The following is a 19,976-nucleotide window of genomic DNA, read 5'->3' on the forward strand; positions in this document are numbered from 1 at the left end:
ACTAAACGCTTGATTAAACCTTACACGCTAAAATTACTTGCGTTAATTTTATTTGCTGCTTTTAGCGGATACGGTACTGCTTTTGCCCAATACAGCCAGGCAAAAAAGGATTCTATTGCTGCACAAAAGCAGGTTCGCCCTGCTGGTTCCCGAAATCAACGCCTGCGCGAAGGTGTACTTACACCTGATCCGCCAAATCTGGTGCGTACCATTACGTATGATCCTGCTACCAATTTATATATCCTTACCGAAAAGGTGGGCAACCTGTATTACAGGCCGCCGCAATATTTAACGTTTGCCCAATACCTTACCTTACTCGAGCATCAAAATCAGCGTCAATACTTCCAGCAGTTATCTGATGCATATGCTTACGAATCGCAACAACCGGGATTTATTCCGCAGATCAGTGTAAGAAGCAAAACCTTTGAACAGATTTTCGGGAGTTCTACTATTGATATCCGTCCGCAGGGTTCGGCCGAAATGATTTTTGCAGGTCAGGTCAACAGCAACCAAAACCCGCTTTACAATACCAAGCAGCGTAGCGTGTTCAACTTTAACTTCGATCAGAAGATACAGATGAATATCATCGGTAATATTGGCGATAAGTTGAAAATTGCAACCAATTACAATACTGACGCTCAGTTTCAGTTTGAAAACCAGGTAAAGCTGGATTATACCGGTCACCCTGACGAGATCATTCAAAAAATTGAAGCCGGTACGGTAAGCATGCCGCTTAACACTTCGCTGATTACAGGTAGCCAGGCATTATTCGGTGTTAAAACCAAGTTGAAATTCGGTAAACTGGATGTAACCAGTATTTTTTCTCAGCAGCGGTCCGAGTCGAAAACCATTACCATTACTAACGGGCAGCAGCAAGGCGAATTCAGGTTAACGCCGGCAGATTACGAAGCAAACAAGCACTATTTCCTCTCACAGTTTTTCAGGAATAACTACAACAAGGCGCTGGCAAATATCCCGATCATCAATTCAAGTTTTACCATTACAAAAATTGAGGTTTGGACAACTAACCGGAGTAACACCACGCAAGACTCACGCGATATCTTAGCGTTTCTGGACTTAGCCGAAAACAGGCCATATAATACTGCTTTAGTACATGCCGCAGGGGGCACAGGCTTGCCTGCAGGGGTACCTAACAATCCTAACTTTCCGCAGCAGTCAAACGACTTATTGCGCAACCTTCCGCAAAATGCAAGGCTGACCAATTCTAATGATATCGCTGTTTATTTCCAGTCGACCGGCGCAACAGATAACTACGCTAAACTTACTTATGCCCGTAAGCTGACTGATAAAGAATTTACCCTGCACCCGCAGTTAGGTTATATCTCGTTAAATTATCCGTTAAATAATGACGAAGTTTTAGCGGTGGCCTATCGTTATACATACAATGGACAAGAGTACCAGGTGGGTGAGTTTTCTACAGATGTTCCGGTTGATCCGAATAACCCCAAGGTACTGTATGTAAAATTGCTGAAGAACGAATTGCTGAAAACCAATTTGCCAACCTGGGACCTGATGATGAAAAACATCTATTCGTTAGGTGCTTACCAGATCAGCCCATCAAACTTCAGGATGCAGATTACCCGCCTTGATGAAAAATCAGGTATCGAGAAGCCAATTATGGACGAGGGTACGCGTACAAAAAGCAAGCTCTGGTTACAGCTGACCGACCTGGATAATCTGAACGCTCAAAACGACAAACAACCCGACGGTTATTTCGACTTTTTAGAAGGCATCACTATCGATTCACAGAACGGGCGGGTGATGTTCCCGGTTGTTGAGCCATTTGGTTCGGATCTGGCCAGCCGCTTTGCCCCTGGCGAAACGGATTTGATCGGCAGGTACACCTATCAGCCTTTATATGATTCTACCAAAACCATTGCCCAGCAGTTCTTCCCGCAGCTGAACAGGTACCTCATTAAAGGTACTTATTCATCGCAGGGCGGGTCCGAGTACCAGTTAAATGCGACTAACATCCCGCAGGGTTCGGTAGTGGTAACAGCGGGTAGCCTTAAAATGGTTGAGGGTACCGACTATACCATTGATTACAATATTGGCCGTATCCGGATTATTAACCAGGCATTGCTATCATCGGGACAACCTATCAATGTCCGTATTGAGAATAATGAACTATTCGGGGTACAGCAAAAATCGCTCTATGGTTCCCGGTTAGATTACCGGGTAAACCAGAACCTCGGCTTAGGCGCTACCATTATGCACCTTACCGAGCAGCCCATTACCCAAAAAGAAATTATAGGAGAGGAATCCATTTCCAATACTATTTATGGTTTTGATGCCAATTATAGTTCCAATTCGAGGTTGTTAACAAGGCTGGTAGATAAGCTGCCGCTGATTACCACCAAAGTGCCATCAACAGTAACGTTCAACGGCGAGTTTGCACAATTACTGCCAGGTAGCCCGAGTGCTTTAAATTTTGCAGGTTCCAAAAAAGGGACCGCTTATCTCGACGACTTTGAAAACAGCCGATCTATTATTGACTTAAAAAGCGCTATTGCATGGCAGCTTTCGGGTACGCCGCAAATGTTCCCCGAATCGCAGTTATTTGATAACCTGGCTTATGGTTACAACCGGGCACGGTTAGCCTTTTATAACATCGACCCGATATTTTATACCAACACCAGCGCGGTATTAAAATCAAATGTTAGGGCAGAGTTGTCCAATCATTATGTAAGGCAGGTATTGCAAACTGAGGTATTCCCTTACAAGCAATCGGTAACTGGCCAGCCACTGATACTGCCAACCCTTGACCTTGCCTTTTATCCCAATACGCGTGGCCCTTACAACTATTCAATAACCGGTATAAACCCTAATGGTACTTTGCAAAACCCGCGTTCGCGCTGGGGTGGGATGTTCCGTAAACTGGAAACCAACGACTTTGAGTCGCTAAACGTAGAGTTCATTTCCTTCTGGGTGATGGATCCGTTCATTTATAAACCGAATTCTCCGGGTGGTGATCTTTATTTCAACTTAGGTAGTATTTCTGAGGATATTTTGAAAGACGGGCGTAAGAGTTTGGAAAACGGCTTACCTGCCGATGGTGATCTGAGCAAGGTTGACGAAACCAGTTGGGGGCGTGTGCCGAAATTGCAGCCGGTTATCAACGCTTTTGACAATAACCCCGATGCCCGCCGTTTGCAGGACGTTGGTTTGGACGGCTTGAACGACGTTGATGAGCAAAAGAAGTTTGGTCAGTACGTGCAGCAAATGAAAGCACAGCTAAGTGCACAGGCTGCCGCCGCTGTTAGTACCGACCCATCATCAGATAACTATCAGTATTACCAGGGCCCTGCGCTTGATCAGGCAAATGCAGGCATTTTACAACGTTACAGCCGCTATAATAATACCGAGGGTAACTCTAAAACCGCCGAGCAGTCGAAAGCGGAATTAGGTATCGAAACGTCTGCTTCTACTTCGCTGCCAGACGGTGAGGACATCAACCGCGACAATACCATGAGCCAGGCCGACCAGTACTTTGAGTACAAGGTGTCTATGCGCCCGCAGGATTTGATCGTTGGCCAAAACTTTATTACCGATAAGATCACTTCGCAGGTGAAACTACAGGATGGTACCACTGCCGCTGTAAACTGGTATCAGTTCCGTATCCCTATTACATCGTATCAGTCAAAAGTTGGTAATATTGAAGACTTTAAGGCCATCCGCTTTATCCGGATGTTCATGACCAATTTTGCCGATACTGCAGTATTGCGTATGGCAAGTTTACAACTGGAACGAGGCGAGTGGCGTAATTATAATACAGAAAACAGTACTACTAAAGTAATAGCCGATCCTGCGCTGGTTAATCCGCCGCTTGATAATTCAAGCCTTGATGTAAGTACTGTAAATATTGAGGAGAACGGTAACCGCACGCCGATACCTTATGTCGTTCCGCCGGGTATTACGCGCCAGCGCGATTACAATAACCTGCGTACCGATACCCGCTTAAATGAGCAATCACTTTCGGTAACGGTAAACAACCTGCGCGATGGTTATTCACGTGCCGCTTACCGAACTTTTTACAATGACCTGCGCTCATATAAGCATATCAATATGTTTATCCACGCTGAGGGGCAATTGTTAAGGGACAATGACATCAGCGCATTTATACGTTTGGGAGTAGATTACCAGGATAACTATTACGAGTACGAGATCCCGCTAAAGGTCACCCCGCAAAGTACCCGCGACCCGGATGCGATTTGGCCTGCCGCCAACGAGCTCGATTTAGCGCTCGATGTATTAACCAATGCTAAGCTGGCGCGTAACAATGCAAGGCTTAACGGGCAGCCATGGCCGCTTACCACGCCGTTTGTTTATATGGACGGAAAGAACAAGGTGACCATTAAAGGCCAGCCTGATCTTAGCCGCCTGCGTGCTATTATGTTAGGTGTGCGCAACCCGTATAAAAATGGCAGTACTACCGATGATGGTATGGATAAGAGCGCCATTGTTTGGTTTAACGAATTACGCCTTACCGATTTTGACCAACGCGGCGGTTGGGCAGCCACTGCACGCCTTAATGCAAAACTGGCCGACTTTGCCGATGTAACCATTGCAGGCAGCAAAAGCACTGTTGGCTTTGGTGCCATTGATCAAAGTGTAAGCCAGCGCAGCCGTAGCGATAACCAGGCTTATGACGTAGCCGCAAATGTGGAGCTGGGTAAGTTGTTCCCGGATAAGAAGGGCATCCATATACCCATGTTTGTGGATGTATCTAACCAAACCAGTATGCCGCAATTTGACCCCGCACAACCGGATATTGAATTGAAGAAAACACTGGCTGCTGCACCTGATGCTAAAGCCCGGGACTCCATTAAAAATGTAAGCGTGGATTATACCATGCGCAAGAGCATTAACTTTACTAATATACATAAGGTAAAAACTACCGCTGCCGCGCCTAATCATGTTTGGGATATAGAAAACTTTAACCTAACGTATGCCTACAGCGAATACGAGCACCACGACTTTATAACGCAGAGCGACCTGCAAAAAACCTATCGCGCTGCACTGGCTTATAACTACAGTAATCAGCCTAAATATTACAGCCCTTTCCAGAAAACATTTAAGAAAAACTGGATGACCCTATTCAGGGACTTTAACTTTAGCGTACTGCCAACCCGGTTGAACTTTAACATTACGTTCGATCGTTTTTACTCTGAAAATACACTGCGTAACAACGACCCGAATAACTATATCCCTATCCCGACAACGTTCAACAAAAATTTCCTGATCACCCGTGTTTATGGTATTGGCTGGAACCTGACCAAAAACCTGCAAATGGATATCGACGCAACTAACCTTGCCGTGGTTGACGAGCCTGCCGGGCGTGTGAACGGGTTAAAACGCGATACCCTATGGGATAACTTGTTAAAGCTGGGCCGTACCACAAATTACAACCACACGCTTAACTTTAACTATAACGTACCGCTGAATAAAATTCCGGGGTTTGATTTTATGAATGTGGTGGCGCGATACAGTACTAACTTTAACTGGCAAAGTCAGCCCGAGTTTGCGCTTAACCAAGCTGATTACAACGTTGGTAATACCATTCAAAACTCGCGGACGATACAGTTAAATCCAACCCTTAATATGCTGACGCTGTACAACAAATTCAGCAGCATCCGTAAAGACAATAATAAGCAGGGCGGTGGTTCGGTTTGGGTAAGCCTGCTCACCAGTATCAAAAATATCAGTGGTACTTATACGCGTACCGAAGGTACCTTCCTGCCGGGGTACCTGCCCCGCACCAATTACTTTGGTCAGGATTTCAGTTATAACGCACCGGGGCTGGGTTTCTTGTTGGGCAGCCAGGCAGACATACGCGCCAAGGCAGTTGCCAATGGCTGGATCACTACTGATACATTACAAAACCAGCTGTATTATAAAACCTTGAACGAGAACCTCAATTTCAGGGCAGTGCTGGAGCCATTCCATGACCTGCGTATCGAGTTAATGGCATTACGTACGCAAGACCGAAACTACCAAACTAATTTTAAATACCTGCCAGGTGTAGGCTTTAGTAATTTAGGTGCGGTAACTTCCGGTGATTATAGTGTTTCTTATTTTTCGTTGGCAACTGCTTTTTCTAAAGCTACAGGAATTAATAATACATCAGGTGTATTTCAGCAATTTCTAAATAACCGTACTATCATATCGCAGCGCTTAGGCCGCCAAAACCCTAACTCTACCGGCTCTGTAACTGATGGCTATGCCGATGGTTATGGGTCTAATCAGCAAAATGTACTGATACCGGCATTCCTTGCCGCATATTCAGGTAAAAACGCATCAAGTGTAAGCCTTAATAATTTCCCAAATATCCCTATCCCTAACTGGCAGATCACTTATAATGGTTTAAGCAGGTTGCCATTCTTCGCCGATTTGTTTGACTCGTTCGACTTACGCCACGGCTACCGGTCTACCTATACAGTTAACAGTTATAATACTTTGATCCAATACAGGGATGTAAACGGCTCATCCTTTACCCGAGATGCCAATAATGACTTCCTGCCGTTTTACCAGTTTTCGCAGGTAACGCTGTTTGAGCAGTTTGTGCCGCTTATTGGTATCGATGTACGTTTCAGAAACAGCGTAACCTCTACCTTTGAGTATCGCAGAAGCCGTACTTTAAGCCTTAGCTTGCTGAACAGCCAGCTGGCGCAGCAAAATGAAAATATCCTGGTGTTTGGCTTTGGTTACCACACCCGTAACTTCAAGTTCCCTTTTGGTTTGTTTAACAACACCCTGCTTAAAAACGATATGAACTTTAAGCTGGATGTAGCCGTACGGGATAATGTTACCCTTATTTACCGTGCCGATGTACAGCAGGCCGAAATATCATCAGGTGCAAAAAATATTACGCTAAGGCCATCTATTGACTATGTGATAAACCAACGCTTTAACCTTAGCCTTTTCTACGATAGTAATATTACTAAGCCATACACATCGCAGGCGTTTAACACGGCTTTTACCAACTTTGGTATTAACTTAAAATTGTTGCTACAATAAAAAAGGCATCCCTAAAGGATGCCTCAAAAAGTGATTTTGTCAATAATAGATCAGTCTACTTTTGTAACCTTGCCTGAGCCTATTTTGCTGGTACTGATTTGTGCATTACCTGTGTAAAACACGCTGCCAGAACCAATAAGGCTCGAGTGTATTTCTTTATCTGCATGAATGTAAGCTTCTCCCGAACCGGTAATGGTAAATTTTGCAGTAGAGGTGCTAAAATTTTTGGCTTGTAATTGACCTGATCCGCTGATCATGGCATCTACCTTTGATGCGCTGCCATCTATCTTTACACTACCTGATCCGCTGATTACCGCATGAAATTCATTTGCTTTTGCAGAAGCGCTGATGCTGCCAGAACCACTCATTACAGTAGTAAAGCTATCAGCATTAATTAATCCGTCAACCGTCATAGTGCCCGATCCGCTGTTAACTAATGTCTTTAATGATTTGGCAGTAATGTAGACATCGATCTTCTGAACATCCTGAAAAAGTTTCCATTCTGATTTTTTGATCTTGATCTGTAGTGAACCGCCGTTTTCTACAAACGTTTCAATTTTATCCAGCAAACGCTGGTCGGCGTTAATGGTAAGGCTTTCGGTATTGCCAAGTTTAATGTGGACATTAAATGGGCCGGCAGCAGCAACACTATTAAAATCTGATACCGTGCGCGATTCTTCTTTGCTTTGTGCTGATGATGTTATTGTAGTTGCGGCTAAAGTGAAAGCAGCAATTAATGTAAAGGCAAGTCTTTTCATACTCTGATTGTTTAAGGAGTAGACAGTAGTTTACGGCCAAACGTTGCATCATCAAAAACTTATTGCATAAAAAAACCGCCTTTATATAAGCGGCTTTTATAATCTGATCAGTTACTTCCGCTCGATAAACTTGTGGAAAGTGCTTTTGTTGCTGTCTTCATATAGCAGATCGAGTTTATGCTTGTCAAAATTCTCAAAGAAATCGTCCCAGCTAATTTCTTCAAACTCGTCGCTTTTGCTGTGCTCTGGAAAGTGAATTCTTAACACGCCAGAATTATCGGCCTTGCCGGTATCCTTAATTTTTGAAGGCACGCCACCGTGCGATTCAGCCCACTGCTGTATCTTTTTATGATCGTGTGTTGTTTGCGATGCGTTGCTCATAATTCAGTTATTTAGTTTCTGAATTTAACAGCAAGTTAAATTTATTGTTTCAGGCGGCGGCTCTTAACTGTTCTAACCGCTTTTTTCGCTCCTTCGATAATTTTTTCAAAAGGCGCTTACGCTTACGTTCGGTTTTTTTCTTTTGTTTCTCTACCTTATTGCGTTCGTGCTCGGCCATTTTTACTTTGGTTTGCTCCTGTTTTTTGGCATCCAACCCGGCACAAGGCTTTAGCCCGTTAAATAATGAGTTCCAAACTGTTTTAAAGAACGGGAAATAAAAAGGGCGTTTAAAATTCACATAGCCAATGCGTGGGGCATCGCCGGGATTATCCGGGTTATTATGGCTGATCATGATTGCATTGGCATACAAAGTTGCCAAAAGGTTGCGTTTCATTTTGTCTTTTACGGTATCAGCTTTAAGCACCTGCACAACAAGCTTGTTATAAAGCATATTTACCTTGCCCTTTGTGCCTTTAAGGCTGCCGTCAAAACTAAAGTCGAGGCGGTTTAAATAACCCGATTTTACCGCTACCGATGCAAGGGGAACACTTGCCGGGTTAATATCCGACAAATCCATCGCACCCATGGTGCCATTAAAACTGAACGGACGAGTTTTATCAGTAAGGTTAAAGCTGAAATTTACCTCAAGCGGTGCCTCTTTCATAAAGGTAGTGTTCAGCTTTACCCTGGCTGTATTATTCTTCAGCAGTGCTGTCGAATCATTGCTGATATTGTAAAACCGACCATGTGTATTAGTAAAATCAACATGCCCGATTCGTTTGGTTTTCTTGTTGTATTCCTGGTACTCTACATTGATGTTTTTGATCTTTATGGTATCTACCTTAAATTTTGACGGTATCAGATAAATAGCTGCATTCGGGAAACTCTGCCGCTTGTCGGTAGTCAGCTTTTTGGGATCGAAAAGCGGATTGCTGAATACGATAAAGTTTCCGTTACTTAAATCAATGCTGGATGCCCTGAACGTGTTTGACTTGCTGTAGATGTTATAATCAAAATTGTTGATCTGCACAGAATCAAGCCTGATGGTAAAGCGGTCTTTTTTTGCCTTCCTGAAAAAATCAAAAGGTGCAGCAGTTGGTGTTAAGGTTATTCCGTTTATATTTAATTTCGAGGTGAACGTTGAAAACTTTATCTCCTTAACTTTATAGCTATATACACCGTTAAGCGGATAGCCGCTGTAATTATAAAGCTCGGCGGTAACATCCCGGCAAAAAAGAAAACGGCTTTTATCAAATTGCGTTGCCGAATCAATGAGCAGATCTGTTGCAGTAAGGTTTAGCTCTTTAAATTTAGATACGGCTATTTTCCCATTTTTATAGTTCTCATACCTCAGCGATACATCATTGAACATCACACTGCCAAACCTTAGCATTTTAAGCGACTTTGAAATTTGCTGATAAAGCGTTTGGTGCTTTTTATTGGTGGTATCTTTCTTTGGGTCCATGTTATGTGCTATCCGCAGATCCGGTGCACTTAACACTAAGTCGCCTATGTTAAGTTGGTGCTTAAAATATAGCTGGAAAGGGTGCACATGCTTTAGCAGTAACTTTTTAGCATGGATTTCATAAATATTATCGGGTGCCAGGTGATTAGCACGCAGCTGCTTGTAAACGTTTGTATCAGGGATCAATTTTACATTATAAAACACCACCCGCCCCTGCAAAATGTGGAGATGCACATCATCATAATCAATATGGTATAGTCCTTTGCTGCCTTTTAAAACAGATTTTTTAATTTTTTCTGATAAAATGGGCTGCCAGTACCTGTTGGCAATAAAGGCTGCTATCAAGATCAGCCCAATTAAACCAAGCAATACAGCAGCAATTATTTTTTGCCAGCGGCTTTTTAAAAAATTTACTGCCATCAGTAAATCGGTTATTGAATTGATTTTTGATACATATATTAATTAACAGGCTTAAAATAGTAAAAGTTTATGATGCAAACTGTAGTTGTTATAATAAACAACCATTTTGTTAAAAGCTGACAAACTGTCATTTGTTCAGAATATTTTATTTATTTTTGCAAACATTTTATTTTATACAATGATGGATTTTGTTGTTCCGGATAAAGCGCATGATGAGAGCAGGCAGGGCGAGGCTTTAATGCTGGAAACCAAGGCTGATAAAAGCGGACGTAAGCTATATATTGAGAGTTATGGCTGCGCCATGAATTTCTCTGACAGCGAGATTGTTGCGTCTATTTTATTAGATAAGGGTTTCGAAACCACTAACGATTTTACAATTGCTGATGCAATTTTTATTAATACCTGCTCTATCCGTGAGAACGCAGAAGTGCGCGTTCGTAACCGGCTGAAAGAGTTTAAGGTTGCCAAGCAACGCAACCCCGGCATGGTAGTAGGTGTACTGGGCTGCATGGCCGAGCGCCTTAAAGCGAAATTTTTAGAAGAAGAAAAACTGGTAGATATTGTGGTAGGTCCAGATGCTTACCGTGATTTACCTAACCTGATTGAACAGGCCGATGGCGGCCAACGTTCGGTTAACGTATTGCTATCGCGCGAGGAAACTTATGCAGATATTAATCCCGTACGGTTAAATACAAATGGCATCAACGCCTTTGTATCCATTATGCGTGGCTGCGATAACATGTGTTCATTCTGCGTGGTGCCATTTACCCGTGGTCGCGAGCGTAGCCGTGACGCACACTCCATCGTTAAAGAATGTACAGATCTGTTTAATGCAGGTTACCGCGAAGTAACTTTATTAGGCCAGAATGTTGATTCATATAAGTGGAAACCTACCTCTCCCCAGCCCTCTCCGGAGGAGAAGGAGCTTGGTGAACAACCAGGACAATCAAAAGTCCTCCCCCTCGGGGAGGATTTAGGAGGGGTCGTCAACTTCGCCAATCTGCTCGAAATGGTAGCACAGATCCATCCTGATCTGCGCGTACGTTTCTCTACTTCGCATCCGAAAGATATTACTGACGAAGTGTTGTACACCATGAAAAGGTACGACAACATTTGTAAATATATTCACCTGCCGGTACAATCAGGTAATACCCGGGTACTGGACATCATGAACCGTACTTATACCCGCGAGTGGTATATGAACAGGATCGATGCCATCAGGCATATTTTGCCGGGTTGCGCTATATCTACCGATATAATTACCGGATTTTGTACCGAGACCGAAGAAGAGCATGCCGAAACCCTGAGCATGATGGATTATGTGAAGTATGATTTTGCTTACATGTTTATGTATTCTGAACGCCCGGGTACATTAGCTGCAAAACGCTATGCCGACGATATTCCGGAAGACGTAAAAGCGCGCCGCCTGAACGAAGTAATTGCTAAACAACGTGAGCATGCGCATTTACGATTATTGGAAAAAGTAGGCACCGTACAGAAAGTGTTGATTGAAGGCTACTCAAAAAAATCGACCAACGACTACTGCGGCCGAAGCGACGAAAATTCAATGGTGATTTTTCCGGTAGACGAACGCTTTAAACCAGGCCAATATGTAAATGTATTGGCAGACCGTTGCACAACAGCAACGCTACTGGGTAGAATTGTTGAATAGTTTTTAGATACAAGAAACAAGAGCCGAGAAACAAGACCTTTAATAAAGCATAATTTTAAGAACTTGAAAGTATGGCAAAAGGCGATGTATCTTACAGATTTAACATATAGCTATTGCAAGGACTTACCAGCCGACGAAAGATTTAATTTGATTGATCAGATTAATCGCTGTTCGGTTTCAATAGCTTCGAATATTGCCGAAGGATCTGGAAAACGCACAAACACTCATAATGCTGAGTTTTTGTCAACGTCTTTAAGTTCATCATATGAGTTAGAGACACAACTTTTAATTTGTAGAAGAAGGGGCTACGGGCACAGTGACAAATTAGATAACTGCTTACAATTATTTGATGAAGTTCAAAAAATGATTTTTGCATTTCGGGAACACGTAATTAATAAAGCTGTTATATCTTAATCTTGTCTCTTGTTCTGGTCTCTCGCTTCTTAATTCTGCATCTGCATAATGGACGTACAAGAAATAAAACAACGCTTTGGTATCATCGGTAGTTCACCGTTGCTTAACCGTGCCATTACTATTGCCAGCCAGGTTGCGCCGACTGATATTTCGGTGCTGATAACCGGTGAGAGCGGTAGTGGTAAAGAGGCTTTTTCACATATTATACATCAGTTAAGTCCACGCAAACATGGGCCCTTTATTGCTGTAAACTGTGGCGCTATTCCTGAAGGCACGATAGACTCTGAACTTTTCGGACACGAAAAAGGTGCTTATACCGGTGCAGTAGGCGAGCGTAAAGGTTACTTTGAAACAGTTAACGGTGGTACTATATTTTTAGATGAAATTGGGGAAATGCCGCTGGGTACACAGGCAAGGCTGTTGCGGGTGCTGGAGTCGGGCCAGTTTATCAGGGTAGGGTCATCAAAGGTAGAGAAAACCAATGTGCGCGTTATTGCAGCAACAAACGTTGATGTGTATGATGCCGTAAAAGCAGGTAAATTTCGCGAGGATTTATATTATCGTTTAAATACCGTTCCGTTACGTATACCGCCTCTGCGCGACCGTAAAGAGGATATCTATCTGTTGTTTCGCAAGTTTGCTTCTGATTTTACAGATAAATACCGCACCCCGCCAATTCAGTTGGATGAAGGCGCGCAGCAGGTACTCATAAACTACTCGTGGCCGGGCAATGTACGCCAGCTTAAAAATATGGCCGAGCAGTTAGCCGTACTGGAGCGCGACCGTACCATTACGGCTCAAATGCTGCTGAATTATATCCCGGCCGAATCTGGCAGATCAAACTTACCAATGCGCCTCGACAATCAGCCCAAAGAAGATTTTTCAGAACGCGATCTGCTTTACAAGGTGCTTTTCGATATGAAACGGGATATGGTAGAGCTTAAAAAGCTTGTAGCAGAAATTATAGAGCATGGCGGCGTATCACCAACGTATAATAACACACAGGCTATCAGCCAGCTTTACCGCGATATTGAAATACCCCATCAGGAGACACAATTAACTATACAGCAGCCCGTTACTGTAAATAACAACACAAAAGATCCTTTTAATATTACACCGCATGATGAGGAGGTGGAAGAATCGTTATCGTTAATTGAAAAAGAATCTGACCTGATACGCAAAGCTTTAAAAAAGCATAAAGGCAAACGTAAGCTTGCTGCTAACGAGCTGGGCATATCAGAGCGTACATTATACAGAAAGATTAAAGAATTAAATTTATAAGATGCTAAAGCGAAAGCTCTTTATTTATGCAGCGGTTGCCATGCTGGTCTGCATTACACAATCATGCAGCTACAGGCTTGATACCAACTCTATACCCTTAAGTTTAAAAACGATAAATATCGGTTTTTTTGAAAATAATGCGCCAATGGTGGTGGCTAACCTTAGCCAGCAGTTTACAGAAAGCCTGAAAGACCGCGTCCGCTCGCAAACCAGGTTAAGCATTGTAAGGGGCGAGGCTGATGCCATGATGACCGGTAATATTATCGGTTACAGCATTGCGCCCGTATCTGTACAGGCGCCTACCACCAACAGTGCCCCGCCTATTGCAAGCGCCAGCCGTTTAACCATCACTGTTAGTGTAAAGTTCAGCACCAACACCTCGAACAAAGAGGATAAAAAGATTGACTTTGACCAGCAGTTTAGTGAATATACCGATTTTAATGGCGATATCGGCAACAAAGAACAAGCACTGATAGCCATTATAAACCGTAAACTGATAGACGATATTTTTAATCGTGCCTTTAATAATTGGTAAGCAATTTGTACTTTCAACCACATGGAGCAGCAGGAAAAAGACCGTCAGGCGGAAGCATTATGGAGCGTTTTAGCCAATCCGGCCGAAAAACGCCTGCATTTATACGACCTGCAAAACCTGGTAAATTATAATCCGCAAAGCGGTTTGCTGCATATGCTTATTGCCCGCTCAGGCAATGAGGCCTTTATTAAAAGTGCAGCAGTTTATTATAACAGCCTTTCGCTTTTCAAACTGGTGAATGGACGCGAGCCGCTTGCTGAAGTAAAGCCTGAGCAAATCATTAACTTGGACACGCTGCAATCTGAACAGGCGCCACCGCTTGATCCTTTGCTTACCCAGGAGTTTTCGGGTTATGAACCAACAATTGAAGACCTTGCACGGGCAGAAATTAACAAGCGCAAGTTTGGCTCTGAAACGGAATGGTCGATCTATGATGATTTAGAAGACCAGCAAAGCCCGGAGCCTGCTCATTTAAACGAGCCGGAAATAGCCACAACGCATTATACCGAACCTGTAATTGATGATGCGCCTGCCGAAAGTCCGGCAGAAGTTACCCTGAACGAGACAATAGCCACGCCAACGACTGAACTAACTCCTCTGGTAGTAAATGAAGAAGCGGCTGCGGTTACGGATAATACTTCAGCAGAATCAGAACAGCCTTCTGTTAATTACCACGACCGTTACCGGGATTATACGGTTGCTGAAACAGAACACGAACCGGAAGTTTTTCAAGTCCCCGAACCTATATATACAGAACAGCCCCGAGCACAAGAGCCCGTAGTGCCATTGCCTGAAGCTGACACCGTAAACACCTGGCAAACGCTTAAATATGACGAAGTAGATCAGCGTCTGCAGGAGATACAGGAGAAAAAGCCACATCAGGAACCGGTTATTGCTCCTGTTGTATCATACGATGAACCTGCGGATCCTTTAGCAGGCGAGCCTGTTCAGCACGTTGAGCCGGCTGAAGAAAAAGTTGAGGAGTATACTAATCCGGTAGAACAGCTGCAATATCCTGAATCGGTGGAAACTGAAGATATCAGTGAGGAAATGCATCCGGACTTTGATTATCCTATAACACAAACAGCGCATACCATACCAGTACAGCTGCAGTCAGAAGAAATAAAACCGGCGTATGAACAGCCGGTGCAACAGCCGGAAAACGAAAAAGATGTTCATCAAAATAATGTTGTTGAACCAGAGCCGGTAAAAGTAGAAACAATAGACTACCAAACGGTTAAGCCTGCCTCAGAAACTGAAATAGAAGATGAGGTTTACGACGAGATCACAAGTATTGATGATTTCTTTATCAATCCGGTGCCATCAACAGCTAAATCGGCGGCTACTATTATTCCGGCATTTATACCTGTAGGTAAACAGCCCGAAGCTAATGTAGCAGAAGCGCATAGGCCGGTACAGGCCGAAAGCAATGGTGTGCCGGCAGATGTGCAAAAGGAAGATGCTGAACAAATCCATTTTGTAACTGCGGAGCAGTTATCGGAACAGCAAAACGATGAAGCGATTATTGAAGAGGAGATTCCATATATAGTACCGGAGCCAGAGGAAGAGCCTGTTTTTGCAGCGCATATACCAGACCCTGATACTGCTGCGACTGTGAATGATATACCGGTACATAGTTCTCCGGTTGAAGAGTTTGACGATCTTATTGCTTCCAATATAGTTACGTCTGATTATTTTGCGTTCAGAAATTCGTTAAAGGAAGAACCTGTCGCTCCAAAAGCCGAACCTAAGCCTGTTCAGCCGGAGGAACCGCATATTGTATCCAAGTACCACGACGATAATATGCCCTACAGCTTTATGTGGTGGCTTGATAAAACACGTCGTGAACACGCCGGCATCTATCAGCCCTATGTGCAGCCTGTAAACCATTTCGCTAAGGCCGGCTCATCCGCGCAGCAGCAGCCCGAGCCGAAAAAGAAAGAAGAGCAAATCATTAACCGTTTTATAAAAGAAGAGCCGCAGATTAAGCCGCCCAGCAGTGATAAGCTGGATAATGAAAACAAGGCCCGCACCAGCGCAGAAGACCGCGACGAGCTGGTAACCGAAACTTTAGCCCGGATATATATTGACCAAATGCTATTTCATAAGGCCATAGCAACATATAAAAAGTTAATAGTGAGATTTCCGGAAAAAAGTAGTTACTTTGCAAGTCAGATTGAATTGTTAGAAAACAAAATTAACTAAATCATAAAATGTATTTTATTCTATTGATCTTAGCCATCATTGTATGTATCCTGTTAGGATTCATCGTATTGATCCAAAACCCTAAAGGCGGTGGCTTATCTTCAAACTTTTCATCGTCGTCACAATTGATGGGCGTACAAAAAACCGGTGACATCCTTGAAAAAGGTACCTGGGTATTAGCAATTGCTTTAATGGTATTATCACTGGCTATCAACGTTGTTGTAAAAAGCGGAACTGTTAAAGGCGGTGGCGGCGCTTCAAGCGAATACCAAAACCAAATTGATAAAGCTTCTAAACCAAGCGCACCTGTAGGCGCAGCACCTGCACCAACTATGCAGCTTACGCCAAAAGCTACAGACAGCACCAAGAAATAAAAAGGTATAACATATTTGAAAAGGCTTTCTCATTCGGGAAAGCCTTTTTTATTTGGCTATAAACCGGTATGCCAAGCTGCGCTGTAATTTTTTCAATCGGCTGACACGATGACATTTTAATTACATTGCCTGTACGCCGGTTAATGTTAAGTTAATATTAATTGACTGCCAATTGTACAGTGAAGGTGACAAAACTAAGGCTTGGCATAATTGCTGTTGCATTGTTACCGGAATCATAAAACTAAATTTTTAATAGAGCTATGTCAATAAACATTAAACCTATTGCCGGTACAGCCAACAGAGTTGTTGTTGAAGCTGCCGCAGCCGAGGAGAAAACTGCATCAGGTATCATTATTCCTGACACTGCAAAAGAGAAACCGCAGAAAGGAACAGTAGTATCAGTTTCAGAAGAAGATGGCGATGGTAAAAAGCCCACTGTAAAAGCTGGTGATACTGTTTTATATGGCAAATATGCAGGTACTGAAATTACCTTTGAAGGTAAAGAGTTCCTGATTATGCGCGAATCTGATATTTACGCGGTATTATAATAATGATAGAAGGACGGAATGGCAGAAGTTAATTCAATGACTTTTAGAATCATTCACTAATTCAAAATTCATTCAATCAAAATTCAACAAAGAAAATGGCAAAACAAGTTAAATACAACGTGGAAGCACGTGACGCACTGAAACGTGGCGTTGATATCTTAGCAAATGCGGTTAAGGTAACTTTAGGTCCTAAAGGACGTAACGTAATTATCGATAAAAAATTTGGTTCACCAGCCATCACTAAAGATGGTGTTACTGTTGCTAAAGAAATCGAATTAAAAGATGCTTTAGAAAACATGGGTGCACAAATGGTGAAAGAAGTGGCATCAAAAACTGCTGATATTGCAGGTGACGGTACTACTACTGCTACTGTATTGGCACAGGCTATTGTAACTGCTGGTATTAAAAACGTTGCTGCCGGTGCAAATCCAATGGATTTAAAACGCGGTATTGACAAAGCAGTTAGCGTGGTTGTTAAAAACTTACAGGAGCAATCTCAAACTGTAGGCGAAGACAACAACAAGATCAAACAAGTTGCATCAATTTCTGCCAATAACGACGAAGTTATCGGTTCATTAATTGCTGATGCAATGGGTAAAGTTGGTAAAGACGGTGTAATTACCGTAGAAGAAGCAAAAGGTACTGAAACTGAAGTTAAAACTGTAGAAGGTATGCAGTTTGACCGTGGTTACCTTTCTCCATACTTCGTAACCAATGCTGATAAAATGGAAGCTGATCTGGATAACCCATACATCCTGATCTATGACAAAAAGATCTCTTCAATGAAAGAGTTGCTTCCAATCCTTGAAAAACAAGTACAAACAGGCAAACCATTATTAATTATTGCTGAAGATTTAGACGGTGAAGCATTAGCTACATTAGTAGTTAACAAAATCCGTGGTTCACTGAAAGTTGCTGCTGTTAAAGCACCAGGTTTCGGCGATCGTCGTAAAGCAATGTTAGAGGATATCGCTATCCTTACAGGTGGTACTGTGATCTCTGAAGAAAGAGGTTATAAGTTAGAAAACGCTGACCTTTCTTACTTAGGTACTGCTGAGAAAGTAATTGTTGATAAAGACAATACCACCGTGATCAACGGTGCTGGTTCTGCCGACGAGATTAAAGCTCGTGTTAACCAGATCAAAGCGCAAATCGAAACTACAACTTCCGATTACGACCGCGAAAAACTTCAAGAGCGTTTAGCTAAGTTAGCAGGTGGTGTGGCTGTACTTTATGTAGGTGCTGCTACCGAAGTTGAAATGAAAGAGAAAAAAGACCGTGTTGACGACGCTTTACACGCTACACGTGCCGCTGTTGAAGAAGGTATCGTAGCTGGTGGTGGTGTTGCTTTCATCCGTGCGGTTGAAGCTTTATCAAGCATCAAAGGCGAGAACGAAGACGAAAACACTGGTATCCAGATCATCCGTCGTGCTATCGAAGAGCCACTTCGCCAGATCTGCGAAAACGCAGGTATCGAAGGTTCTATCGTAGTACAAAAAGTTAAAGAAGGTACTGCTGATTTTGGTTACAACGCACGTACAGGTAACTATGAAAACCTAATCGGTGCTGGTGTTATCGACCCTACTAAAGTATCACGCGTAGCTTTAGAAAATGCAGCTTCAATTGCAGCCATGTTGTTAACAACTGAGTGTGTATTAGCTGACGATCCGGAAGATGCTCCTGCAGGCGCTGGTGCCCCTCCAATGGGTGGCATGGGCGGCATGATGTAATCCATCCGCAATAAATAAAATCTCACCAGAGAATAGTTACAGCCTGGGCATTTATGCCTGGGCTGTTCTTTTTTACAGTATTTCAAACTGCATTTAAGTTAAATTGTTGGTTAACCGAACTAAACTTGAAACTTATGTCATCGCAGAAATACTCAAAAACACGCTGGAAAATTGATAGTGACCGTGTTACGGTTTATCCTTATGGTGTGTTCTATGTATTTACAATTATTATCGCCATTCTATCTTCAGGGCTATTATTTCTTTATTTCCATTATCAAAGAAGCGCCACCATTGGTAATTCTTTACCTTTAGTGTTCCTCATATTACTAATGGTCGTGTTATTTTGGCTGTTTGGCAATACCTACCTGGAGTTTGATAGCAGTAAGGGAAGGATGCGCAAAATGTTATTTGGATTTTTACCAACCAGGATAATCCCTTTTGAAAAACTGGAAGGCATAAACCTGGTAAATATTGCTGGAGGAAGTTACAATTACCGTTTGTTCAAGAAAGATGCGAGATATGGAAAAGGGATCATCGTGTCTTCGGGTTATACAAAAAATAACGACCCTAATGCCATTGCTTTTGTAGAAGAAGTTGTCCCGATTATACATGGTTACCTGAGCCAATACACAACACCAGCCGATTATGTTGCTGAAAGGATTACCTCTTACAAGTTTTTTACTGAAGAAGCAGGTGTCTATAACGTTAAGAATAGAAAAATAGGAGCGCTGTTGTTTAGCTTGTTGTGTTTTGCCGGGGGAGTTTACTTTATGCGCCTGGATACGTATGATGGCACTATCCCGCAGATAATTATTGTAGCAGTTATGATTTTGCTCGGATTTGTGTTTATATACGCCGCCTTTACTAAAATAAGTTTTGACCCGGTAGCACAGACTGTGTCAAGGACAGGGCCTGTTAGTTATTGGAACCGAGAATATCCAATGAGTGCTTTTACGGGTATACAAACACTTCGCCGTTCAGTTAATTTTGTATATACCTCTACCGAGGTGAAAATGTATTTTGATATGCCTGATAAAAAAGGATATCAGCAAATGCTTACAGTGGCAACCTTAAGGCGAAGCAGCGACATCGACCGTTTTGTAAAAGAGGTTTATCAGATAATGGGTATCTGAGATGCGAGAGATACATAACAAA

Annotated in this window: 13 protein-coding genes; 10 read left to right on the forward strand and 3 right to left on the reverse strand. The window is 42.8% G+C overall.

The features are described 5' to 3' along the window. The first annotated feature begins 9 nt into the window (after nt 1–9). On the forward strand, nt 10–7,038 hold the full coding sequence (gene sov, locus PQ461_RS02565) for a T9SS outer membrane translocon Sov/SprA (protein ID WP_274208065.1): 7,029 nt from the start codon (nt 10–12) through the stop codon (nt 7,036–7,038). Between the two features lie 50 nt (nt 7,039–7,088). On the opposite strand, the gene PQ461_RS02570 is transcribed toward sov, so the two are convergent. From PQ461_RS02570 to PQ461_RS02580, 3 genes are all read right to left on the reverse strand, one after another. Beyond that, nucleotides 7,089–7,796 carry a head GIN domain-containing protein gene (locus tag PQ461_RS02570; RefSeq protein ID WP_274208066.1) on the reverse strand — a complete coding sequence of 236 codons (708 nt, stop codon included), beginning with the start codon at nt 7,794–7,796 and terminating at the stop codon, nt 7,089–7,091. A gap of 111 nt (nt 7,797–7,907) precedes the next feature. Next, the gene (locus PQ461_RS02575) at nt 7,908–8,177 is read right to left on the reverse strand and encodes a hypothetical protein (protein WP_274208067.1); all 270 of its coding nucleotides are present in this window, start codon (nt 8,175–8,177) and stop codon (nt 7,908–7,910) included. A 49-nt stretch (nt 8,178–8,226) separates the two neighbouring features. After that, entirely contained in the window at nt 8,227–10,062 is a 1,836-nt protein-coding gene (locus tag PQ461_RS02580; RefSeq protein WP_274208068.1) for a DUF748 domain-containing protein, read from the reverse strand. 178 nt (nt 10,063–10,240) lie between these two features. Here PQ461_RS02580 and PQ461_RS02585 point away from each other — a divergent pair, with 178 nt between their 5' ends. The 9 genes from PQ461_RS02585 (at nt 10,241) to PQ461_RS02625 (ending at nt 19,954) form a co-directional block, all read left to right on the forward strand. Continuing rightward, nucleotides 10,241–11,734, forward strand: coding sequence for a MiaB/RimO family radical SAM methylthiotransferase (locus PQ461_RS02585; protein ID WP_274208069.1), 1,494 nt, complete (start codon nt 10,241–10,243; stop codon nt 11,732–11,734). Nucleotides 11,735–11,797: 63 nt separating this feature from the next. Then, nucleotides 11,798–12,148 carry a four helix bundle protein gene (locus PQ461_RS02590; RefSeq protein WP_274208070.1) on the forward strand — a complete coding sequence of 117 codons (351 nt, stop codon included), beginning with the start codon at nt 11,798–11,800 and terminating at the stop codon, nt 12,146–12,148. Nucleotides 12,149–12,196: 48 nt separating this feature from the next. After that, on the forward strand, nt 12,197–13,429 hold the full coding sequence (locus PQ461_RS02595; protein ID WP_274208071.1) for a sigma-54 interaction domain-containing protein: 1,233 nt from the start codon (nt 12,197–12,199) through the stop codon (nt 13,427–13,429). Nucleotide 13,430: 1 nt separating this feature from the next. After that, the gene (locus PQ461_RS02600) at nt 13,431–13,964 is read left to right on the forward strand and encodes an LptE family protein (protein ID WP_274208072.1); all 534 of its coding nucleotides are present in this window, start codon (nt 13,431–13,433) and stop codon (nt 13,962–13,964) included. A 21-nt stretch (nt 13,965–13,985) separates the two neighbouring features. Beyond that, complete coding sequence (locus PQ461_RS02605; RefSeq protein ID WP_274208073.1) at nt 13,986–16,169, forward strand: ribonuclease E domain-containing protein; 2,184 nt, start codon at nt 13,986–13,988, stop codon at nt 16,167–16,169. Nucleotides 16,170–16,177: 8 nt separating this feature from the next. Further along, the gene (gene secG / locus PQ461_RS02610) at nt 16,178–16,543 is read left to right on the forward strand and encodes a preprotein translocase subunit SecG (RefSeq protein ID WP_274208074.1); all 366 of its coding nucleotides are present in this window, start codon (nt 16,178–16,180) and stop codon (nt 16,541–16,543) included. Between the two features lie 260 nt (nt 16,544–16,803). After that, a complete protein-coding gene (locus PQ461_RS02615; protein WP_337993490.1) occupies nt 16,804–17,091 on the forward strand; it encodes a co-chaperone GroES in 288 nt (95 codons plus the stop codon). Between the two features lie 95 nt (nt 17,092–17,186). Further along, the gene (groL, locus tag PQ461_RS02620; protein ID WP_274208075.1) at nt 17,187–18,821 is read left to right on the forward strand and encodes a chaperonin GroEL; all 1,635 of its coding nucleotides are present in this window, start codon (nt 17,187–17,189) and stop codon (nt 18,819–18,821) included. Between the two features lie 134 nt (nt 18,822–18,955). Continuing rightward, nucleotides 18,956–19,954 (forward strand): hypothetical protein, encoded by a 999-nt coding sequence (locus PQ461_RS02625; RefSeq protein ID WP_274208076.1) that lies wholly within the window; start codon nt 18,956–18,958, stop codon nt 19,952–19,954. Nucleotides 19,955–19,976: the final 22 nt, after the last annotated feature.

Source organism: Mucilaginibacter sp. KACC 22063 (genome assembly GCF_028736115.1).
Taxonomy (GTDB): Bacteria; Bacteroidota; Bacteroidia; order Sphingobacteriales; family Sphingobacteriaceae; genus Mucilaginibacter.

Excerpts from the sequence above, each read along its gene's own strand:
- PQ461_RS02600 (WP_274208072.1), top strand. The coding sequence starts at position 13,431 with ATGCTAAAGCGAAAGCTCTTTATTTATGCAGCGGTTGCCATGCTGGTC.
- PQ461_RS02605 (WP_274208073.1), top strand. The coding sequence starts at position 13,986 with ATGGAGCAGCAGGAAAAAGACCGTCAGGCGGAAGCATTATGGAGCGTT.
- PQ461_RS02595 (WP_274208071.1), top strand. The coding sequence starts at position 12,197 with ATGGACGTACAAGAAATAAAACAACGCTTTGGTATCATCGGTAGTTCA.
- PQ461_RS02625 (WP_274208076.1), top strand. The coding sequence starts at position 18,956 with ATGTCATCGCAGAAATACTCAAAAACACGCTGGAAAATTGATAGTGAC.
- PQ461_RS02580 (WP_274208068.1), bottom strand. The coding sequence starts at position 10,062 with ATGGCAGTAAATTTTTTAAAAAGCCGCTGGCAAAAAATAATTGCTGCT.
- groL (WP_274208075.1), top strand. The coding sequence starts at position 17,187 with ATGGCAAAACAAGTTAAATACAACGTGGAAGCACGTGACGCACTGAAA.
- PQ461_RS02575 (WP_274208067.1), bottom strand. The coding sequence starts at position 8,177 with ATGAGCAACGCATCGCAAACAACACACGATCATAAAAAGATACAGCAG.
- PQ461_RS02615 (WP_337993490.1), top strand. The coding sequence starts at position 16,804 with ATGTCAATAAACATTAAACCTATTGCCGGTACAGCCAACAGAGTTGTT.
- secG (WP_274208074.1), top strand. The coding sequence starts at position 16,178 with ATGTATTTTATTCTATTGATCTTAGCCATCATTGTATGTATCCTGTTA.
- PQ461_RS02585 (WP_274208069.1), top strand. The coding sequence starts at position 10,241 with ATGATGGATTTTGTTGTTCCGGATAAAGCGCATGATGAGAGCAGGCAG.
- PQ461_RS02570 (WP_274208066.1), bottom strand. The coding sequence starts at position 7,796 with ATGAAAAGACTTGCCTTTACATTAATTGCTGCTTTCACTTTAGCCGCA.